This is a genomic window from Streptomyces mayteni (assembly GCF_054783955.1).
Genome location: NZ_BAAGPR010000049.1, coordinates 36686 through 55430, shown reverse-complemented (window position 1 = coordinate 55430; position 18745 = coordinate 36686). Strand labels below are relative to the sequence as shown.

The window sequence follows — 18745 nt, the reverse complement described above, 5'->3', positions numbered from 1 at the left end:
GGCCGGGGCCGCGGTGCTGCTGCGGGCGGAGACGGTGGTGGCGACCGCGCTGGCCGCGGCGGTGGGCTACGCGGCGGCCGCCCGGCTGTTGGAGCCGGCCAGGCTGGACCCCGACGACCCGCGCCGCGCCCGGCTCTGGTGGCCTGGCACGGCCGCCGGCCTGGCGCTGCGGAACGCGCTGCTGCCCGGGGTCCTGCTGACGGCGGCCGGGGTGCCGCTCGGCCTCGTGTTCGGGACGCTGCCCGCGGTGCTCGCGGCGGTTCCGGTGCTGGTGGCCGGTGGCCTGGTGGCGGCGTATCAGGGACCGCAGCCGCTCTGGGCGTTGGGCCCCGTGACCGCCGGGGTCTGGCAGCTGTCGGGCCCGATCGCCGCCGTGGCGGGGCTCGCGGTGCTGCTGCCGCCGGCCGGCGGCTGGCTCGCCCCCGCCGTCTGCTGGCCGCTGGCCGCGGCCCTGGCGCGCTGGGCGGTGGCGCGGGCCGGAGGTCGGGCGGCCTGAGCTCGGTCGCGCCCGGTGCTACCAGACGGCCGCCTCGATCACCTGGCGGGCGATGTCGCGCACCGAGCGGCCGTCCGTCGGTATCCGGACGGTGCCCTCGGGAACGGTCTCGCTGAGCTCGCGCGCCATCAGCAGGCTCCGCTCGATGTGGGCGTGGAGTTGGGATCCGATCTCCCGTCGGGCGAGCCTGGCCCGCACGGTGGCCTCCTCGGCCGTGAGCAGCACCCGCGTCGCCCTGATGTCGCCGCCGCCCATGGCCCGCCTGAGCATCGGCTCCTCGAGGACGCTCACGGTGTTCGTGTAGACGAGCCGGCGTTGGCCGAGGGCGGCGTAGTTCGCCCAGATCGCGGCGGTGTTCCGCTCGGTGATCGCCGCGCGGTGCGGGTCGTCGGCGGGGGCCGGGTGGATCTGGTCCATGTAGTCGCCCTCGATCAGGCAGTGCGCCGTTCCGCCGGTCTGGAGCGTCGCGGACACCTCCCAGCCGACGGTCGTCTTGCCGACTCCGGCGCCGCCGCCGATGAGCAACAGTTCGTACGAGGTCATGGCGGGTGAGCCTGGCAGAGGTCCGCGGGCGGGGCACTCAGGTTTCGTCGTCGGCCAGGCCCCGCAGGAGTATGTCGAGCCCGCCGTAGAACTCCTCGTCGGCGCCTACCTCGTGGGCGTGGTGGGCGGTGTCGGCCAGGTGCGGGAAGTCGGCGGGCGGCAGCGCGGCGATGGTGGCCGTGCCGGCGCCGGAGAGCGGCCCGAGGTGTTCGAGTTGGAGCGCGCCGATCAGATAGCCGAGCAGGGCGCGCAGCGCGACGACGCGGCGGGCGCCGGCGAAGCCGGCGTCGTCCAGGATGCCGAGCACCGTCTCCGACCAGCGGAGCACGCCGGGCGAGTGGTGGCGGTGGGTGACGGTCAGCGGGATGACGGCGGGCCGGGCGCCGACGACGTCGCGCAGCCGTCGCACCATCGTCGCGACCCGCGCGTCCCAGGGCGCGTCGGCCGGCGGCGGCGCGGTGTCTACGGCGCCGAGCACGGACTCGACGACGAGCCGTTCGAGCTCGCCCCGGTCGTCGACGTACCGGTAGAGCCCCATGGTGCTGAGGCCGAGTTCCTTGGCGACGGCCCGCATCGACAGGCCGGCGAGACCGTCCCGGTCGATGACGACGAGGGCGGCGGCGACCAGCCGGTCCTGGGTGAGTGAGCGGGGGCGTGGCATGACGGTTGACAGCGTACGACATACGCCTACGCTGGGAGAGCGTATACCGTACGCCTACACCTGGAGGAACGATCGTGCCCACGACCAGCGACCGACGCCCGACGGCGGCCGGCGAGACCGTCACCGCCCGCGAGCTCACCCCCGTCCAGGGCCCGCCGGTGGCGGTCCCGACCCCCGACCGGCTGGTCCACCTCCAGTTCCGGCGGTTCGCCGGCTGCCCGGTCTGCAACCTGCACCTGCGGTCCGTGGTCCGCCGGCACGCGGAGATCGAGGCGGCCGGCGTCCTCGAGGTCGCCCTCTTCCACTCCCCCGCCGCCGAACTGCTGCCCTACGCGGCCGAGCTGCCGTTCGCCGTGGTGGCCGACCCGACGAAGCGGCTGTACGTCGAGTTCGGCGTGGAGTCGGCACCCCGCGCGCTGCTGAACCCGCGCGCCTGGTGGCCGATCGCACGAGCGATCGGCAGCGGCACCGCGGCGGTGCTGCGCGGCCGGGAACGCCTGCCGGCACGCAGGCAGCCGGGCGGCAGGCTCGGCCTGCCGGCCGACTTCCTGATCGCGGGCGACGGGCGCGTCGTCGCCGTGAAGTACGGCGAGCACGCGTACGACCAGTGGTCGGTCGACGAGCTGCTCGAACTCGCACGAGGCATAGCCTAGTCAAATTTGACTAGACTGCCCGGCATGACCGAGCGAACGATTCCGATCCTGCCGTGCCAGACCCTCCAGCCGGTGCTGGACTTCTACACCGCCCTCGGGTTCGAGACCACCTTCCTGCAGCGGAGCCCCTATCCCTTCGCGGTCGTCGAGCGGGGCGACGTCGAGCTGCAGTTCTTCGGGACGAAGCAGTACGACCCGGCGGCCTCGCTCAGCAACTGCTACGTGCTGACCGACGACGTCGACACGCTCTACGAGGCGTTCCGCACCGGGCTGCGGGCCGCCTACGGGCGGATACCGACGCGGGGGCTGCCCCGCATCGGTCAGCTCAAGGACATGTCGTACGGCGTGCGGCAGTTCCTGATGACCGATCCGGCCGGCAACTGCCTCCGGGTCGGACAGCCGATCAGCGACGATCCGCGGCACCGGCCGGCACCGCGGGAGACCTTCGCGCGGGCCCTCCACCACGCCACCCTGTTCGTGGACTCCAAGGAGGATCCGGCGGCGGGCGCGAAGATCATCGACCGGGTGCTCGGCCTGACCGAAGAACACCCCACGCCCACCCAGCTGCTGCGGCTCCTGGTGCTGCGCGCCGAGGCGGCCGGCCGGCTCGGCGACGACGCGACGGCCACGGCCGCCCTCGACCGGGCGGCGGCGGTCGCGCTCACCGCGGCGGAGCGGGAGTCCGTCAGGGGCGAGCTGGAACGGCTGACCGAGCTGCGCGGCTGACCGAACCCGCCGCCGAAAAGGGCTTGCCGCCGGCCGGGCGAGCCCCGATGATCGGCGCCGTGGCAAGGACCAGGATGCACGCCGACGAGATCGAGACCGACCCCACGCTGGTGCGCCGGCTGCTGGCCGGGCAGTTCCCGCAGTGGGCCGGGCTGCCGATCGAGCTGGTGGATTCGTACGGCACCGACAACGACATCTACCGCGTCGGCGACCGGCTCTCCGTGCGGCTGCCCCGCACCCCAGGGGCGACCGGCCAGGCGGAGCGGGAGGCCGAGTGGCTGCCGAGGTTCGCCCCTCGGCTGCCGCTCACCGTGCCGATGCCGCTGGGGCTCGGGCAGCCGGCCGAGGACTATCCGTTCACCTGGTCGGTGTGCGAGTGGCTGCCAGGCGACAACGCCAACGGCACGATCGACGACCTGGAGCGGGCCGCCGTCGACCTCGCCGCGTTCATCCACGCGCTGCGCCGGATCGACACCACGGGCGCGCACCCGCGCCCCAAGGGCAGCCGTGGCGCGCCGCTGGCCGAGCTCGACGAGGGGGTGCGGGCCGCGATCGCCGAACTCGGCGACCGGATCGAAGGACCGCTGGCACTGCGGTCCTGGGCGGAGTCCCTGTCCGCCCCGGCCTGGGACGGCCCCGAGGTGTGGCTGCACGGCGACCTGCTGCCGGGCAACCTGCTGGTGGTCGACGGCCGGCTGTCCGCCGTCATCGACTTCGGCACCCTGCACGTCGGCGACCCGGCCTGCGACCTCCAGCCGGCGTGGAACAGCTTCGCCGGCGCCAGCCGCCGACGGTTCCGCGAGGAACTCGGCGCGGACGACGCCTCCTGGCTACGCGGCCGGGGCTGGGCGCTGGCCCAGGCGGTGATCGCCATGCCGTACTACTGGGACACCAACCCCGGCATGATCCGCCAGACCTCCCACGCGCTACGGCAGATCCTGGCGGCCGACGCGTAGCCCGGCACCGCCGGGCAGGTAGCCGCTGCGCGGCGCTGGCTTGGCCCGGCCTTGCCGGCGGCCGCCGTAGGTCGGGAGCGGTCGGTGTCGGACAGCGCGCCGCGTTGGCACTGCCGGCCGGGTTACGCCACGCCCCGGGCCGGCCACGGCAGGGCCGCGCGGCGGCGGAACGCCCACGCCAGAACCCGGCCCATGGCTACCCGGCAAAGCCGGAGCGGCGACAGCCCGAACGACCCGGCACGGCCGCACAGCTACCCCGGCCGGCGAAGCCGACCGAGCCCCCTGCCGCGCAGCGGCGGCAACCGCAGGCCTGAGCCGCACCGGCCCGGCCGCGCAGCGGCATCGGCACCACGCCCAGCGGTGAGCCGCACCGTGGCCCGAACGGCCAGAGCCCGCCGCACAACAGCCCCGGCCCCTGACCGGCGAAGCCGGACCGAGCCACCGCCAACACAGCCCACCCGGCGAAGCCGAGCAAGCCCCCGCCGCACAGCGGCGGCAGGCCCGCGGCCCGCAGGGCCCGGCACCGCCGCACAGCAGCCGGAACCCACCCCCCGGCCGGAACGGCCAAAGCGCGCCGCACAGCGACGGGCAGGCCCGCGACCGGCAAGGCCCGGCACGGCCGCACTGCTGCCCCGGCCCCCGGCCGGCGAAGCCCGGACGAGCCACCGCCGATACAGGCCACCCGGCGGAGCCGGGCAAGGCCCCGCCGCACAGCGGCGACTGGCCCTGCGGCCCGCAGGGCCCGGCACGGCCGCACAGCGGACCCGGCCCCCGGCCGGCGAAGCCCGGACCAAGCCACCACCGGCACAACCCACCCCGCGAAGCCGGACAAGACCCCGCCGCACAGCGACGGCAGGCCCGCGGCCCGCAGGACCCAGCACCGCCGCACAGCGGCCGGAACCCACCCCCTGGCCGGAACGGCCAAAGCGTGCCGCACAGCGGCGGGCAGGCCCGCGACCGGCAAGGCCCGGCACGGCCGCGCAACGGCCGGAACCCACCCCCTTCCCCGAACGACCCGGCACGGCCACACAGCTGCCCCGGCCCCCGGCCGGCGAAGTCCGGACGAGCCACCACCGGCACAACCCACCCCGCGAAGCCGGGCAAGGCCCCGCCGCACAGCGGCGGCAGGCCCGCGGCCCGCAGGGTCCGGCACGGCCGCGCAACGGCCGGAACCCACACCCCCGGCCGGAACGGCCAGAGCCCGCCGCGCAGCGGCAGCACGCCCCACGGTCGCAACCCGGCCTGCGGCCGGGACGGGTAGGGCGGCCACGCCCGGTTAGGCTCGGCGTTTGCCCGCCCCCGGCCGCATCGTGCGGTAGGCGACGAACGCCAGCAGCGCCAGCACGACGACCACCAGGACCACCTTCGAGTAGACGGAGACCAGGTCGGTGACCCGCTCCCAGTCCTCGCCGAGCCGGTAGCCGGCGAGCACGAACAGCGAGTTCCAGATGGCGCTGCCCAACGTCGTGAGCAGCAGGAACGTCGAGACCTTCATCCGCTCGACCCCGGCCGGGATCGAGATCAGGCTGCGGAAGATGGGGATCATCCGGCCGAAGAAGACGGCCTTGGCGCCGTGTTTGGCGAACCACGCCTCCGTCTTCTCGATGTCGGCGACCTTCACCAGCGGCAGCTTGGCCGCGATGGCGATCAGCCGGTCGCGGCCGAGGAGGGCGCCGACCCAGTAGAGGGCGATGGCGCCCACCACCGAGCCGATGGTGGTCCACAGCAGGGCGGCCCACAGGCTCATGTCGCCCTGGCTGGCGGTGAATCCGGCCAGCGGCAGGATCACCTCGCTGGGCAGCGGGGGGAACAGGTTCTCCAGGGCGATGGCGGCCCCGGCGCCGGGCGCGCCCAGCGTCTCCATCATGTCGGTGGCCCAGCCGGCTATGCCGCCGAGCTCCTCGGCCGACTCTGCCGTCTCGTCCGTGGCGGCCAGTAACACGGATGCGGTCGAATAGATCACGGTAAAGACCGTACAAAATCTCGGAGGTGGGGTTTGATGCGGGCCACCTCAAAACCGGGGTGCGGAAAACCTCAGTCCGCTTCGCCGGCCCGGCGGGCTAGCGTGGCGGCATGGACGAGACGGTACGGCACTGGCTGCGGACGGTGGCCGGGTTGGCCGTGGGCGGGGCGACCGGGCTCGCCGCGCTGCCCGTCGTGCCGCTCGCCGCGGTGAGTCTGCTGCCGCCGGTGCCCGCCTGGCGGCGCCGGGTGCTGGTGGCCGCCGGCCGGCTCGCGGCGTTCGAGCGGGCGCGGCTGGCCAGGTTCCTCGACGGCTCGCGGCCGCCGGATGATCCGGAAACGCGGGACATGACCGCGGGCCCGAAGGCCTTCGGCTATGTCGCGGCCCGGCTCGGCCCCGCCGTGCTCGGCGTGCTGGTGCTCGCGGCGCTGCTGGCCGGCGTCGGGTACGCATCGGTGCTGCTCTGGCTCTGGTTCCTGGCGCCGGACGACCCCTGGGCGGTGCTCGCCTCGGGGATCGGCGGGGTGCTGCTGCTCTTCCTCGCCGCGCACGGCGTCTCGGCCGTGGCGGCGCTGGAACTCGGCCTGGCGCGGCGGTTCTTCGGGCAGCGCAGGCACGAGGTGATGCAGCGCAGGATCGACGAGCTGGCAGCGAGCCGGGCGGGCGTCGTGGAGGCCGTGCACGAGGAGCGGCGGCGGATCGAGCGCGACCTGCACGACGGCGTCCAGCAGCGCCTGGTGGCGCTCGGCATGCTGCTCGGCCGGGCCCGTCGGCACGGGAACGCGGACGCGCTGCTCGCGCAGGCGGTGGGCGAGACCAGGCAGGCGCTCGGTGAGCTGCGCGAGGTGGCCTGGCGGGTGTATCCGGCGGTACTCGACGAGGCGGGTCTCGCGGCCGCCCTTGAGTCGGTCGCGGAGCGGGCGGCGCTGCCGGTGGACCTGGCGTACGACGTGCCGGAGCCGGCGGCGCGCACGGTGGAGGCGGTGGCGTACTTCGTGGTCTCGGAGGCGGTGACCAACGCCGTCAAGCACTCGGGCGCCCGGCGCGTGACGGTCCGGCTGGCCGGCGCCGGGGGCCGGCTGACGGTCACGGTGACGGACGACGGGCGGGGCGGCGCCGATCCGGGCGGCGGCGGGCTGACCGGGCTCGCCCGGCGGGTGGCCGCGCTGGACGGGCGGCTCGGCGTGGACAGCCCGCCTGGCGGTCCGACAACGGTCAGGGCGGAGCTGCCGTGCGGGTGATGCTGGCGGACGACTCGACGCTGCTGCGCGAGGGCCTGGTGCGGCTGCTGACCGAGGAGGGGCACGAGGTGACGGCCTCGGTGGGGGACGCCGACGCGCTCCTCGCGGCCGTCGACCGGGATCCGCCCGACGTGGCGGTGGTGGACGTCAGGATGCCGCCGACCCACACCGACGAGGGGCTGCGCGCCGCGCTGACCCTCCGCGCACGCCACCCGGGCGTCGGAGTGCTGGTGCTCTCGCAGTACGTCGAACGCCGGTACGCGGCCGAGCTGTTGGGCGGCGAGCCGGACGGCGGGGTCGGCTATCTGCTGAAGGACCGGGTGGTGGAGGTCGACGAGTTCCTCGACGCGCTGGCCCGGGTGGGGGCCGGCAGGACCGCGTTCGACCCCGAGGTGGTGCGGCGGTTGCTGGCCCGCAGCTCGCACACGCATCCGCTGGGCCGGCTGACGCCGCGCGAGCGCGACGTGTTGCGGGAGATGGCCGAGGGGCACACCAACGCGGCCATCGCCGCCCGGCTGTTCGTCTCCCGGAGCGCCGTCGAGAAGCACATCAACGCGATCTTCGACAAGTTGGAGCTGCCGGGGGGCACAGGTCACAGCCGCCGGGTGCTCGCGGTGCTGCGCTACCTCGACTCCTGAGCCCGCGAAACGCCTGAGCCCGCGAAACGCCTGAGACGGTACTCCGCTCCGGTAATCGCGCGGGCACAGGGCGTGGCGGTAATGTGTGCGCACCGCCAACCCCCTGCCGGGGGCACCCCCCGGCACCGGCCGTGGGGGGTCGTCGCGGCGCGTCCGCGCGGGGAACCGCGCATCAGCTCCGAAGGTCTATGACGGCATGAAGATCACCTTCCTCCTCCATAACGGCTATGGGATCGGGGGAACCATCAAGACCACCTTCAACCTGGCCGAGGCGCTGGCCGAGCGCCACGATGTGGAGATCGTCTCCGTGTTCCGGCACCGGAAGGTGGCCAACTTCACGCTGGACCCACGCGTACCGATGCGCCATCTGGTCGATCTGCGCACGGAGAAGGAGCATCCGCGGCACGTGCGGCCGGCCAGGGTGTTCCCCGCCTCCGAGTACCGGTACCCGCAGTACAGCGAGTTGACCGACGAGCGGATCCAGGAGTGCCTGGCCTCGCTCACCTCCGACGTGATCATCGGCACCCGCCCCGGACTCAACGTCCACCTGGCCCTCCAGGCACCGCGCTCCGCGGTGCGGATCGGCCAGGAGCACCTGACGCTCAAGACCCACCCGCCGGCGCTCCGCAACGCGCTGCGCCGCGCCTATCCGCGGCTCGACGGGCTGACCACGGTCAGCGAGGCGGACGCCAACGAGTACCGGCGGCGGATGCGGCTGCCAGGGGTGCGGGTGGCGGCACTGCCCAACAGCGTGCCGGAGCCGGGGATTCCGCCGGCCGACTCCACGGGCCGGATCGTGGTGGCCGCCGGCCGGCTGGTCACCTCCAAGCGGCACGCGCTGCTGATCAGGGCGTTCGCCCGGGTGGTGGCCGAACGTCCCGACTGGCAGCTGCGGATCTACGGCAACGGCGACCAGGAGGAGCCGCTGCGCGACCTGATCCACGAACTCGGGCTCTACAACAACGCGTTCCTGATGGGGAAGGCGACGCCGATGGACGGCGAGTGGGTCAAGGGGTCGATCGCGACGGTGACCTCGGTGTTCGAGCCGTTCGGGATGACGATCGTGGAGGCCATGCGCAGCGGCCTGCCGGTGATCAGCACGGACTGCGAGTACGGGCCGCGGGAGATCATCGAGGACGGCGTCGACGGCCGGCTGGTGCCGGTCGGCGACGAGGACGCGCTGGCCGGGGCCCTGTTGGAGCTGATCCGCGACGACGAGCTGCGGCGGACGATGGGCGCGGCGGCGTTGGAGAACTCGCGGCGCTTCGACCCGGTGCCGGTGGTGGAGCAGGCCGAGCGGCTGATGGCGGAGCTGGTCGAGCGGAAGCGGTCGCTCCGCTCCCGGCTGCGTCTCAGGGCCCCGGCCCCGGTCCGGCTGACGGACACGGTGCGGGCCGGCGTCCACACGGTGCGGGATCTGGCGATGGCGGCGGCGATCACCACGGTGCGTGGGCTGCGGAAGGTGCGGCGATGAGCGAGACCCTGACGGACGTGGTGACGGAGACCCCGCGCGCCGACTGCCGGGCGGCGGCGGACGGGGCGTTGACGGTGGAGCTGGCGCTGCCGGTGTCGGCCGTCGCGCCCGAACTCCGGTTGCTGCCGCGCCCGAAGAACAAGGGCGAGGAGCCGGACGAGGCGGCGGTCCGCCCGCTGCGGCTGGTCGCCGCGGGTCCTGCCGGCCGCTGGCGGGCGGTGCTGGCCGCCGAGCCGGCGCTCGGTGAGGGCCGGTGGGACGTCCAGCTGCGGCCCTCGCCGGACGACGAGTGGCGGCGGGTGGCGCCCGGGGTGCGGGACACCAGGGCGCTGATCGGCCGCGATCCCGACGCGCTGGCCGACGGGTTGGCGGTGCGGGTGCCGTACCGCACCAGGGACGGCTGGTTCGCGGTCCGGGCCTGGCTGCGGCCGGCGCTCGCCGAGGCCGGCGCGCTCACGGTGGCGCCGGGCGAGGGGACGATGACGGTGCGGGGCCGGCTGTTCGGCGTCGAGCCGGCGCCGGGCGCCGTGGGGCAGGTGAAGCTGCGCGGTGGCGGCCGGCGGGGGCCGCGCCGGGAGTTCGAGCTGCGGGACGAGGGGGGCGGGGCGTTCTCGTTCACGGTGTCGTTCGGTGAGCTGGTGGCCGAGACGCCGGCGGCGGACCTGGCGGCCGTCTGGGACGTGTCGGTGCGCCCGGCGGCCAAGGCGACCCGGGTGAAGGTGGCGCGGCTGCTCGACGACGTGACGGACAAGAAGAACGTGTTCGCGTTCCCGGCGTGCGAGGTGGCGGGCGCGGCCTGCCGGCCGTACTACACGGTGGACAACGACCTCGCCGTCCGGATCGAGCGCCCGCCCGGCTAGGGCCTGTCCGACGATCCCCGGTGGCGGAAGAACCGGCCGTGGGCGGCCTCCTCGTGGGTCACCACGTAGCAGTCGAAGTCCTCGCCCGAGCCCTGGATGATGGCGGTGGCGGCGCTGGCGTGGAACAGCGAGCCGAGCCGGCCGCGGCGGGTGGCGCCGATGACGATCTGGGTGGCGTTGTGCGCGCGGGCGAAGTCCAGCACGCCGGCGGCCGGGTCCTCGCCCGCCACCTCGTGGTAGCGGCCGCCGGCACGCTCCACCAGGGCACGCTGGCGGGTCAGCAGTTCGGGTTCGGCGCCGGCCAGGCCGTCGGCGGGGGCGACGTGGACGGCGAGCAGTTCGCCGCCGGCGCCGTGCGAGATCAGCCGTTCGGCGCGGCGGATCAGGGTCTCGCCCTCGGGGCCGCCGGAGAGGGCGACGACCACCCGTTCCCTGGCGGCCCAGGGGCGGTGGATGTGCGCGTCGGTGCGGTAGCGCAGCAGCGCCTCGTCGACCCGGTCGGCGGCCCACAGCAGGGCGAGTTCGCGGAGCGCGGTGAGGTTGCCGACCCGGAAGTAGTGGGTGAGGGCGTCCTCGACCTTCTCGGGGCCGTAGACGAAGCCGTCGCTCATCCGGCGGCGCAGCGCGTCGGCCGACATGTCGACGACCTCGATCTGGTCGGCGGCGCGGACCACCCCGTCGGGCACCGTCTCGCGCTGCCGGACGCCGGTGATCCGCTCCACCGCCTCGTTGAGCGACTCCAGGTGCTGGATGTTGACGGTGGTGAGGACGTCGACGCCGGCGGCCCGCAGCTCCTCGATGTCCTGCCAGCGCTTGTTGTTGCGCGAGCCAGGGATGTTGGTGTGGGCGATCTCGTCGACCAGCGCGATGTCGGGGCGGCGGGCGAGGACGGCGTCCAGGTCCATCTCGGTGAACGGGGTGTCGCGGTAGACCAGTCGGCGGCGGGGCACGGTCTCCAGGCCCTCGGCCATCAGCCGGGTCATCCGGCGGCCGTAGTCCTCCATGAAGCCGATGACGACGTCGGCGCCGCGGCGGCGCTGCCGGCGGCCCTCGGCGAGCATGGCGTAGGTCTTGCCGACGCCCGGCGCGGCGCCGAGGTAGACGCGGAGGGTGCCGTGGCCCATCAGGAGGCCGCCAGGAGGGCCAGGTTGAGTTCGAGGACGTTGACGCGTTCGGCGCCGACGAAGCCGAGGACGCGGCCGCCCCGGTGGTCGTCGACGAGCTGGGTGACCCGCCGGACGTCGAGGCCGCGGGCGTCGGCGACGCGGGCGGCCTGGCGGTGGGCGTAGTCGGGCGAGATGTGCGGGTCGAGGCCGCTGGCCGACGCGGTGAGCGCGTCGGGCGGCACCTCGGCGGCGGGCACGCCGTCGGCGTGGGCCGCGGCGTCGCGCCTGCGGCGGACCTGGTCGAGGAGTTCCGGGTTGTCGGGGCCGAGGTTGGAGGCGCCCGAGGCGCGTGGGTCGTATCCCTCGGCGCCGGCGGCCGAGGGGCGGGGGTGGAACCACTCACGGCCTGTGAAGCGCTGGCCGATCAGCGAGGAGCCGACGACGCGCCCTTCGTGGTGGATCAGCGAGCCCTCGGCCCGGTGGTGGAAGGCGAGTTGGGCGACGCCCCAGACGGCGAGCGGGTAGAGGGCGCCGAGCAGCACGGTGAGGACCAGCAGCAGTCGCAGCCCCGCGGCGGCCTGTCTGAGCAGCTGTCTTGTCATGGCGACGGCTCACCGGATCCCAGGCAGCAGGTGGACGACGAGGTCGATCAGCTTGATGCCGACGAAGGGGGTCACCAGGCCGCCGAGGCCGTAGACGGCGAGGTTGCGGCGGAGCATGGTGGCGGCGCTGGTGGGCCGGTAGCGGACGCCGCGCAGCGCGATGGGGATCAGGGCGACGATGACGACGGCGTTGAAGATGACGGCGGAGAGCACGGCCGACTGGGCGCTGCCCAGGTTCATCACGTCGAGGTGGCCGAGCTGCGGGTAGACGCCGGTGAACATGGCGGGGATGATCGCGAAGTACTTGGCGACGTCGTTGGCGATCGAGAAGGTGGTCAACGCGCCCCGGGTGATGAGCAGTTGCTTGCCGATGGCGACGATCTCGATGAGCTTGGTGGGGTTGGAGTCGAGGTCCACCATGTTGCCGGCCTCCTTGGCGGCCATGGTGCCGGCGTTCATGGCGACGCCGACGTCGGCCTGCGCGAGGGCCGGGGCGTCGTTGGTGCCGTCGCCGGTCATGGCGACCAGCCGGCCGCCGGCCTGCTCGCGGCGGATCAGGTCCATCTTGTCCTCGGGGGTGGCCTCGGCGAGGTAGCGGTCGACGCCGGCCTCGCGGGCGATGGCTGCGGCGGTGGCCGGGTTGTCGCCGGTGATCATCACGGTGGAGATGCCCATCCGGTGCAGCTCGGCGAAGCGTTCGCTGATGCCGGCCTTGACGATGTCGCGCAGCCGGATCACGCCGAGCACCCTGGCCGGCCGGTCGGGCAGCCGCTCGGCGACCAGCAGCGGGGTGCCGCCCTCGCCGCTGATGGCCTCCACCAACGGCCCGGTGTCGTCCGCCGGGCGACTGCCCTGGTCGCGTACCCACTTCATGACGGCGGTGGAGGCGCCCTTGCGGATCCGGCGGCCGTCGTCGAGGTCGACGCCCGACATCCTGGTGTGCGCGGTGAACGGCACGAACGTGACGCCGGTGACCCGGCCCTCCTCGCGGCCGCGCAGCCCGTACTCGTTCTTGGCGAGCACCACGATGGAGCGGCCCTCGGGCGTCTCGTCGGCGAGGCTGGACAGCTGGGCGGCCTCGGCGAGTTCGCGTTCCTCGACGTCGGGGGCGGGGATGAACTCGGTGGCGTGCCGGGCGCCGAGGGTGATGGTGCCGGTCTTGTCGAGCAGCAGCGTGTTGACGTCGCCGGCGGCCTCGACGGCGCGCCCGGAGACGGCGATGACGTTGCGCTGCACGAGGCGGTCCATGCCGGCGATGCCGATCGCGGAGAGCAGGGCGCCGATGGTGGTGGGGATGAGGCAGACCAGCAGCGCGGTGAGCACGATCAGGGTCTGCTGGCGTCCGGAGTAGGCGGCCATCGGCTGGAGGGTGGCGACGGCGAGCAGGAAGACGATGGTGAGGCTGGCCAGCAGGATGTTGAGGGCGATCTCGTTGGGGGTCTTCTGCCGGCTGGCGCCCTCGACCAGCGAGATCATCCGGTCGAGGAAGCCCTCGCCCGGGCAGGTGGTGATCCGGACGACGATCCGGTCGGAGAGCACGGTGGTGCCGCCGGTGACGGAGCTGCGGTCGCCGCCCGACTCACGGATCACGGGCGCGGACTCGCCGGTCATGGTGGACTCGTCCACCGAAGCCACACCGTCGATCACCTCGCCGTCGCCGGGGATCAGCTGCCCGGCCTCGACCACCACCCGGTCGCCGACGACGAGTTGGGCGCCGGGCACCTGCTCCTCGCCGCCGTCGGAGCGCAGCCGGCGGGCCACGGTCTCCTTCTTGGTGCGGCGCAGCGCCTCGGCCTGGGCCCGGCCGCGGCCCTCGGCGACGGCCTCGGCGAGGTTGGCGAAGAGCACGGTGGCCCACAGCCAGCCGGCGATGGCGAAGCCGAAGACGCTCGGGTTGACGACGGCGGAGACGGTGGTGACGAGGGAGCCGATCCAGACGACGAAGATGACGGGCGCGCGGACGGTGTGCCGGGGGTCGAACTTGCGCAGCGCGTCCGGGAGGGCCGCGGCGAGCTGGCGCGGCGAGAAGCCGTGTCCCGTGGGGTGGCGGGCGGTCACTTCAGCCCCTCCGCGAGCGGTCCGAGGGCCAGCGCGGGGAAGAACGTCAGCCCGGTGACGATGACGGCGACGCCGGTGAGCAGCCCGGCGAACATCGGCTGGTGGGTGGGGAGGGTGCCGCTGGAGACCGGCACCCGCTGCTGGGCGGCGAGCGAGCCGGCGAGGGCGAGCACCAGGACCATGGGCAGGAAGCGGCCGAAGAGCATGGCGAGGGCGAGGGCGGTGTTGTAGAAGGTGGTGCCCGAGGTGAGGCCGGCGAAGGCGCTGCCGTTGTTGTTGGCGGCGGAGACGAAGGCGTAGAGCACCTCGGTCAGGCCGTGCGGCCCGGGGTTGAGGATGGCTTCTCGCGGCCCGGGGAAGGCGAGGGCCAGGCCGACGCCGACGAGCACCGCGAACGGCATGGCCAGCACGTAGAGGGCGACCAGGGTGATCTCGCGCTGCCGGATCTTCCGGCCGAGGTACTCGGGGGTGCGGCCGACCATCAGGCCGGCGATGAACACGGCGAGCACCGCGAGCACCAGCATCCCGATGAGTCCGCCGCCGATGCCGCCGGGCGAGATCTCGCCGAGCAGCATGTTGAGGAGGAGCACGCCGCCGCCGAGCGGGGTGAAGCTGTCGTAGGACGCGCCGCCCGCGCCGGCCCCGGTGGCGGTGGCGGAGTGCCCGAACAGCGCCGAGTTCCAGACGCCGAACCGGACCTCCTTGCCCTCCAGGGCGGCGCCGACCTCGCGGGGCACCGCCCCGTGGTGCGTGGTCTCGAAGACCGTGGTGAGGGTGAGTCCGGCGGTCCACAGCACGGCCATCACGGCGAACAGCACCCAGCCGTGCCGGGTGGAGCCGACCAGCCGGCCGAAGGTGCGGGGCAGCACGGAGGGGATCAGCAGCATCAGGAAGATCTGGAGCAGGTTGCTGAGCGCCGTCGGGTTCTCGTACGGGTGGGCGGCGTTGGCGTTGAAGTAGCCGCCGCCGTTGGTGCCGAGCACGCTGATGGCCTGCTGGGAGGCGACGGGGCCGCGGAGGATGGTCTGGTCGCCGCCTTCCAGGGTGGTGAAGGTGTGGGCGCCGGCGAAGTCCTGCACCGCGCCGCAGGCGGCGAGCAGCAGCGCGCTCAGGAAGGCGAGCGGCAGCAGCACCCGGATCACGGACCTGACCAGGTCCACCCAGAAGTTGCCGACCTCGTCGGTCCCCTCGCGGACGAAGCCGCGGATCAGGGCGACGGCGACGGCGAGGCCGGTGGCGGCGGAGAGGAAGTTCTGCACGGCCAGGCCGGCGAGTTGGGCGATCTGGCCCATCACGGCCTCGCCCGCGTACCACTGCCAGTCGGTGTTGGTGACGAAGGAGACCGCGGTGTTGAAGGCGCCGGACGGCGGCACGCCCGAGTGGCCGAGGGAGAGCGGCAGGACGCGTTGCAGCCGCAGCAGGACGTAGAGCGCCAGCACCGAGACGGCGGCGAAGCCGAGCAGCGAGAGAGCGTAGACCGTCCAACGCTGCTGGGCCCCGGGATCGACGCGGCACAGCCGGTAGACGAACCGTTCGACGCGCAGGTGGCGTTCGGAGCGGTAGACCCGGGCCAGGTAGTCGCCGAGCGGCACGTGGACGGCGGCGAGCGCCAGCACCAGGACGCCGATGGTCAGCAGGCCGGCGAGCGCGTCGCTCATGAGAACCACTCGGGGAAGAGCAGCGCCACCACCAGGTAGCCGCCGAGCGCGACGGCGATGACGAGGCCGACCAGGTTCTCGACGTTCACCGGCGCCCCACCCCCTTGACGACCGCCGCCAGCAGGGCGAAGGAGACGATGGTCAGGGCGACGTAGGCCAGGTCGGGCATGGGGACCAGCATGTTGGGCCGGCCGGTGGTGCCCCGGCGACCACGCGCGGGGATCCACCCGAACGGACGGCTACCTCCCGGCGGTCCAGGAGTCGGCGAGCCGGCAGAGCGCGTCGAGCGCGGCCCTGGTGCGGTCGGCCTCGCCGGTGGTGAGCCGGTCGGCCTGGAGGCCGGCGTAGGCGTTGTTGAGCAGGGTGGCCTTGACCAGGGCGTCGGCCGGGTCGAGGCCGCGCAGTTCCAGGGCCCGGGCGACGAAGCGGGCCCGGCCGGCGACGAACGCCGGCACGTGGCCGGCGAGCCGGCCGGCCGCCGCCAGGCCCTCGATCTCCTGCACCAGGCGGGTTCTGGGGAGTTCGTCCTCGCTGAGGTGCCGGTCCCAGGCGTCGCGGACGATCGAGCCGACGCCGACGGCCGGGTCGGCCCAGCCGGGGGTGGCGGCCAGGGCCTGGTGCTGCCGCTCGTCGAGCCGGTCGAGGACGGCCCGGAGCAGGGCGTCCTTGTCGGCGAAGTGGTGGGTGAGCACGCGGGTGGAGCGGCCGAGGGCGGCGGCCAGGGTGCGCAGCGAGAAGGTGGCGACGCCGGTCTCGGCGAGCCGGTCGATGATCTCGTCCGTGAGCCGGCGGCGCCGCGCCGGGTCGGCGGTCCTGGCCACTAGGTCCCGTCCTGCCCGGCGAGGAAGGCGCCGATCGCCCCGGCCACCCCGGCCGGGTTCTCGTCGTGGAGCCAGTGGCCGAGCCCGGGGAACGTGACGAGTTCGGTGTTCGGCCGGCGCGCGGCCATCTCCCTCGCCCGCGCGGTGGGCAGCACGGTCGACTCCTCGCCGTGCAGCAGCAGCGCGGGGCGGGCGGCGCCGCCCAGCCAGTCCGGCCACCAGTCGCCGAGCAGCGCCCGCTGGGAGCGCAGCAGGGTGTCGGCGTCGAACAACAGCCCCCAGCCGTCGGGGTGTTCGGCGGCGCTCTCCAGGAAGTAGCCGGCGACCGGGCCGACCCGCTCGGCCAGCAGCCGGTTCAGCTCGGCCAGGGTGGCGGCCCGGCGCGGCCAGGGCCGCGGGTCGAGGACGGGCGGCGCGTTGTGGGCCGGGCTGTCGAGCACGACGAGGCGGGTCACCAGGTCGGGGCGGCGGGCGGCCAGCCGGTAGGCGACGGCGCCGCCCATCGAGTGGCCGAGCACCGGCAGCGGGCCGAGCCCCAGATGGTCGAGGAAGGCGGCGGCGTCCGCGAGGTACGCGTCGGGCCGGACGTCGGCGACCGGCTCGGCCCGGCCGTGGGCGCGCTGCTCCAGCGCGATGACCCGGTGGGCCTGGGCCAGCTCGGCGGCGAGCGCGGCCCAGCCGCGGGCCCGGCCGAAGTGGCCGTGCAGCGCGAGCAGCGGGGCGCCTGGGCCGCCGAAGTCGACGTACGAGAGCGGGGTGCCGTTCAGGGTGACGGGACGGGTGAGGGCCACGACGGATAAGGGTAACAGTCGTTACCCTTCATGTTCGTGCCACCGGCTCGGATGCCGACGCCCGCCGATCGCGGTTCCATGGTTCCGGTGGACCGCCGACCGGGAGGAGGCCCCGGGATGTTGTACGACGACCGGATCACGGCGGGGCGCCGGCTGGCGCGCGAACTGGCCGGGCTGCGGAAGCGCGACGTCGTGGTGCTCGGGCTGCCCAGGGGCGGGGTGCCGGTCGCCGCCGAGGTGGCGCGGGCGCTCGGCGTCCCGCTGGACGTCGCCGTGGTCCGCAAGCTGGGCGTGCCGTTCCAGCCGGAGCTGGCCATGGGCGCCATCGGCGAGGACGGCGCCCGGGTGCTCAACGAGGACGTGGTGCGCACCGTCCACGTCTCGGAGGCCGAGCTGACGGAGGTCGAGGCGGCGGAGCGGACCGAGCTCGACCGGCGGGCCAGGGAGTACCGGGGCGACCGGGGCCGCGTCTCGTTGGCCGGCCGCACCGCGGTCGTGGTGGACGACGGCATCGCCACCGGCGCCACCGCCCGCGCCGCCTGCCGGTCCGCGCGGGCCCGCGGCGCGGAACGGGTGGTGCTCGCCGTCCCGGTCGCGCCACACGACTGGCGGCGCCGGATCGGCCCCGACGCGGACGAGTTCGTCGCCCCCGAGACCCCGTCCGACTTCCTCTCGGTCGGCCAGTTCTACCGGTCCTTCGAGCAGACCCAGGACGCCGAGGTGGTCGACTGCCTGCGCGGCGGCGAGCGCCGCGAGGTCACCGTCGACGCCGGCGGGGGCGTGCGGCTCCCCGGCGAGCTGACCCTCCCCGAGGGCACCGCGGCCGTCGTCGTCTTCGCCCACGGCAGCGGCAGCGGCCGCCACAGCCCGCGCAACCGCTTCGTCGCCGACGCGCTCAACGCCGCCGGCCTCGGCACCCTGCTCTTCGACCTGCTCACGCCGGCCGAGGAACCCGACCGGACCAACGTCTTCGACATCGAGCTGCTCGCCACCCGGCTGCGCCGCGCCACCGAGGCGGTGCCGCGCGACCTGGCCGTCGGCTACTTCGGCGCCAGCACCGGCGCGGCCGCCGCCCTCCGGGCGGCCGCCGAACCCGACTCCCGCGCCACCGCCGTCGTCTCCCGCGGCGGCCGCCCCGACCTGGCAGGCCCCCGCCTCCCTGACGTCACCGCCCCCACCCTCCTCGTCGTGGGCGGCTCAGACCCCCAGGTCCTCGACCTCAACCGCTCCGCCCAACGGTCGCTCACCTGCGAGAACCACCTGTCGGTGGTGCCAGGCGCCACCCACCTCTTCGAGGAGCCGGGCGCGCTCTCCGAGGTCGCGGAGCTGGCCCGCGACTGGTTCCGCGACCACCTCCCCCCGCGCGGCTGAGGCCCCGCGAAGATTTTTCCCGTGGATGTCGCCGACGATGTCGAGAACCGGGGTCCGGCTCCGTCCCCGTGGTGAGCGCGACTGGGGGCACCTCCCAGCGTTAGCTGGGGGAAGGTCGCACCGCCCC

General features: G+C 74.4%; 18 protein-coding genes and 1 pseudogene. 9 read left to right on the top strand and 10 right to left on the bottom strand.

From position 1 onward, the window contains the following. Window positions 1-496, top strand: a pseudogene (locus tag ACYVPE_RS21660) (DUF6297 family protein); the annotation flags it as partial. A gap of 18 nt (window positions 497-514) precedes the next feature. On the opposite strand, the gene ACYVPE_RS21655 reads toward ACYVPE_RS21660, so the two are convergent. Together ACYVPE_RS21655 and ACYVPE_RS21650 are read right to left on the bottom strand one after the other, a co-directional pair. Continuing rightward, complete coding sequence (locus tag ACYVPE_RS21655) at window positions 515-1039, bottom strand: nucleoside/nucleotide kinase family protein (RefSeq protein ID WP_461035316.1); 525 nt, start codon at window positions 1037-1039, stop codon at window positions 515-517. Window positions 1040-1076: 37 nt separating this feature from the next. Then, window positions 1077-1700 carry a TetR/AcrR family transcriptional regulator gene (locus tag ACYVPE_RS21650; RefSeq protein ID WP_461035315.1) on the bottom strand — a complete coding sequence of 208 codons (624 nt, stop codon included), beginning with the start codon at window positions 1698-1700 and terminating at the stop codon, window positions 1077-1079. 74 nt (window positions 1701-1774) lie between these two features. Here ACYVPE_RS21650 and ACYVPE_RS21645 point away from each other — a divergent pair, with 74 nt between their 5' ends. From ACYVPE_RS21645 to ACYVPE_RS21635, 3 genes are read left to right on the top strand one after another with little or no spacing between them, the layout of a single operon-like run. Next, a complete protein-coding gene (locus ACYVPE_RS21645) occupies window positions 1775-2353 on the top strand; it encodes a peroxiredoxin-like family protein (protein ID WP_461035314.1) in 579 nt (192 codons plus the stop codon). A 24-nt stretch (window positions 2354-2377) separates the two neighbouring features. Continuing rightward, on the top strand, window positions 2378-3079 hold the full coding sequence (locus ACYVPE_RS21640; RefSeq protein WP_461035313.1) for a bleomycin resistance protein: 702 nt from the start codon (window positions 2378-2380) through the stop codon (window positions 3077-3079). A gap of 59 nt (window positions 3080-3138) precedes the next feature. Next, complete coding sequence (locus ACYVPE_RS21635) at window positions 3139-4035, top strand: aminoglycoside phosphotransferase family protein (protein ID WP_461035312.1); 897 nt, start codon at window positions 3139-3141, stop codon at window positions 4033-4035. A gap of 1276 nt (window positions 4036-5311) precedes the next feature. On the opposite strand, the gene ACYVPE_RS21630 is transcribed toward ACYVPE_RS21635, so the two are convergent. Continuing rightward, window positions 5312-5902, bottom strand: coding sequence for a DedA family protein (locus ACYVPE_RS21630; protein WP_461035321.1), 591 nt, complete (start codon window positions 5900-5902; stop codon window positions 5312-5314). Window positions 5903-6108: 206 nt separating this feature from the next. On the opposite strand from ACYVPE_RS21630, the gene ACYVPE_RS21625 reads away from it, so the two are divergent. From ACYVPE_RS21625 to ACYVPE_RS21610, 4 genes are all read left to right on the top strand, one after another. After that, on the top strand, window positions 6109-7239 hold the full coding sequence (locus ACYVPE_RS21625) for a sensor histidine kinase (RefSeq protein WP_461035311.1): 1131 nt from the start codon (window positions 6109-6111) through the stop codon (window positions 7237-7239). Further along, complete coding sequence (locus ACYVPE_RS21620; protein ID WP_461035320.1) at window positions 7239-7877, top strand: response regulator; 639 nt, start codon at window positions 7239-7241, stop codon at window positions 7875-7877. The genes ACYVPE_RS21625 and ACYVPE_RS21620 overlap by 1 nt, the downstream gene beginning before the upstream one ends. Window positions 7878-8073: 196 nt before the next feature. Beyond that, the gene (locus ACYVPE_RS21615; RefSeq protein WP_461035310.1) at window positions 8074-9351 is read left to right on the top strand and encodes a glycosyltransferase family 4 protein; all 1278 of its coding nucleotides are present in this window, start codon (window positions 8074-8076) and stop codon (window positions 9349-9351) included. Further along, window positions 9348-10211: a transferase gene (locus ACYVPE_RS21610; RefSeq protein WP_461035309.1), complete on the top strand. Its 864-nt coding sequence runs from the start codon at window positions 9348-9350 to the stop codon at window positions 10209-10211. Before ACYVPE_RS21615 ends, ACYVPE_RS21610 begins: the two co-directional genes overlap by 4 nt. On the opposite strand, the gene ACYVPE_RS21605 is transcribed toward ACYVPE_RS21610, so the two are convergent. The 7 genes from ACYVPE_RS21605 to ACYVPE_RS21575 form a co-directional block, all read right to left on the bottom strand. Continuing rightward, window positions 10208-11335: a universal stress protein gene (locus ACYVPE_RS21605; RefSeq protein WP_461035308.1), complete on the bottom strand. Its 1128-nt coding sequence runs from the start codon at window positions 11333-11335 to the stop codon at window positions 10208-10210. The genes ACYVPE_RS21610 and ACYVPE_RS21605 overlap by 4 nt on opposite strands. Then, a complete protein-coding gene (kdpC, locus tag ACYVPE_RS21600; RefSeq protein WP_461035307.1) occupies window positions 11335-11919 on the bottom strand; it encodes a potassium-transporting ATPase subunit KdpC in 585 nt (194 codons plus the stop codon). The genes ACYVPE_RS21605 and kdpC overlap by 1 nt, the downstream gene beginning before the upstream one ends. Before the next feature lie 9 nt (window positions 11920-11928). Further along, window positions 11929-13977 carry a potassium-transporting ATPase subunit KdpB gene (gene kdpB / locus ACYVPE_RS21595; RefSeq protein WP_461035306.1) on the bottom strand — a complete coding sequence of 683 codons (2049 nt, stop codon included), beginning with the start codon at window positions 13975-13977 and terminating at the stop codon, window positions 11929-11931. Continuing rightward, window positions 13974-15635, bottom strand: coding sequence for a potassium-transporting ATPase subunit KdpA (gene kdpA / locus ACYVPE_RS21590; RefSeq protein ID WP_461035305.1), 1662 nt, complete (start codon window positions 15633-15635; stop codon window positions 13974-13976). Before kdpA ends, kdpB begins: the two co-directional genes overlap by 4 nt. After that, entirely contained in the window at window positions 15632-15724 is a 93-nt protein-coding gene (kdpF, locus tag ACYVPE_RS21585; RefSeq protein ID WP_461035304.1) for a K(+)-transporting ATPase subunit F, read from the bottom strand. Before kdpF ends, kdpA begins: the two co-directional genes overlap by 4 nt. Window positions 15725-15874: 150 nt before the next feature. Next, window positions 15875-16456 (bottom strand): TetR/AcrR family transcriptional regulator, encoded by a 582-nt coding sequence (locus ACYVPE_RS21580; RefSeq protein WP_461035303.1) that lies wholly within the window; start codon window positions 16454-16456, stop codon window positions 15875-15877. Continuing rightward, entirely contained in the window at window positions 16456-17247 is a 792-nt protein-coding gene (locus ACYVPE_RS21575; protein WP_461035302.1) for an alpha/beta fold hydrolase, read from the bottom strand. The genes ACYVPE_RS21580 and ACYVPE_RS21575 overlap by 1 nt, the downstream gene beginning before the upstream one ends. Before the next feature lie 117 nt (window positions 17248-17364). Between ACYVPE_RS21575 and ACYVPE_RS21570 the strand changes: the two genes are divergently transcribed. Next, window positions 17365-18618 carry an alpha/beta fold hydrolase gene (locus ACYVPE_RS21570; protein WP_461035301.1) on the top strand — a complete coding sequence of 418 codons (1254 nt, stop codon included), beginning with the start codon at window positions 17365-17367 and terminating at the stop codon, window positions 18616-18618. The last annotated feature ends 127 nt before the right edge of the window (window positions 18619-18745 follow it).